Raw genomic sequence first — 1,717 nt, 5'->3', positions numbered from 1 at the left:
CCAAATCACTTTAATAGCGACTTTTATATATTAACATGTACAAATTGTTATGTCAACAATAATTTTCGTTTACTATTTTTCAAAACAGCAACTTTATTAATATAACATTCAATCTGAAGTATGTCAATTACTTTTTCTATTTGAATTAAACAGTTAGTAATGACGATATTGATATCGTATCAACACTTTATACCAAAATCAAGAATTATCTATTATTAATAATAATTATTTGATATTTCCTGATGACAACAAATAATATATCACTATAATAAATAGATTGCAAGTATATTATTAAAATAGATTTATGTTTTAATAATATCTTATATAAATATTAAGGATCATTCTGAAAAGTGCTTAATAAATAAGGTTTAATATACTAAATATCTGATCCACTATAGTTACACCCGAGATATTATCTATGTACTATATTCTGTCCTGTTTCTAAATTATTCATATAGTCTCCAGCTGTTGATGATAGATGTGTATATTGGGAATTTTTTAGAATATAGTTATTTCCGTTCTATTGCCATCATTAATTATTTAATAAAGTTTTAATATCTGGACAATAAAACGAAAAAAAGGCTGTTCATTATTTGACAGCCAATTTCCAGTAATATAGGTTTATTAGCGAAACAAGTGATCATACATTGACTCTCATTTTGGGCAGGAATATAATCTCCAAAATCAAGGCCTATTTTCTAATTTAAGAATTATGAGTATACTGCGATTTTCCGTGCAATGGATTCAGTTAAACGTGTTGCAACTTTTGGTACAGCCCATTTAATAATTGGTGTTAACATCGCACCAGATAATCCTCCTGCATTAACTTCCACAGTACAAGTCATCGTTGTTTTAGCTTTAACTTCTTGCGCAGTAAAGTTACCGCTTCCTGTAAAATTATCCGACAAGCCTTTTAATTCAAACTTAATATTTGAGGGTTCATTCCATTCAGTAATATCTACCTGAGCTTTGATTGTTTTTTTAATACCCTTTACATTGCCCTCAAATGTCCATATAGATTGCTTTTCATTTATGATTTCATGTTCTTTATAGGCAGGTACTGTTATTGCCCACTTTTCAAGATCACTGACATAATCCCAAACTGCCTGTACATCTGTTGGAATTTCTACTGTATGTGTTCCCGTTGCCATTACGATTCCCTCTTCCATTCCATATGAAATGTATATATACACTTCTAAAAACAATTATTACATAAAAAGTATAAACTTACATCCCAAATTTAAAAGGCTTTTACTTCTTTCAATAATCTAGCTATCCGATGAAGCGATAATTTAATTTATTGGTATATCAATAATAGCAACGCAAATCTTAACCTTAACTAAGCCGATGCCTAGCATTAATTTTCCTTTCTCCCCTCAAATTATATCTATTACTACTTTTATTTATGAGATTGACTATGTAATACAAGTATTATTATTGTTTAAAGATAGTTGAGGGGTTTCCCTAGCGAGTCCCGCTTTCACAGAGGGTGCCTCCACTACCATCGACGCCCATCTACGAAGCGCGATGACACAGCGTAACTAGAGTCATCCGCGTCGAGCCGATGCTCATATACAAAGTACATCGCGCTTCGTTCTCCTTGATTCCTTGTTCCCCTTATTCTTTCCACTTCTCGAGTTTGTTCTTCCGTATCCATTTCTCCTTCTTAACCGCGTCGACCAACCTTCGGTTTTATTCATAGTTGGGGGCTTTTTCT

Annotated in this window: 1 protein-coding gene; it reads right to left on the bottom strand. The window is 32.0% G+C overall.

All coding sequences use genetic code 11. The annotated features are described in order from the left end of the window. Positions 1-710 precede the first annotated feature (710 nt). A complete protein-coding gene (locus QYB95_RS19005) occupies positions 711-1,151 on the bottom strand; it encodes an SRPBCC family protein (RefSeq protein ID WP_301139943.1) in 441 nt (146 codons plus the stop codon). Positions 1,152-1,717: the final 566 nt, after the last annotated feature.

Source organism: Ureibacillus aquaedulcis, assembly GCF_030418165.1.
Taxonomy (GTDB): domain Bacteria; phylum Bacillota; class Bacilli; order Bacillales_A; family Planococcaceae; genus Ureibacillus; species Ureibacillus aquaedulcis.
This window is presented reverse-complemented; position numbering and strand designations above follow the sequence as displayed.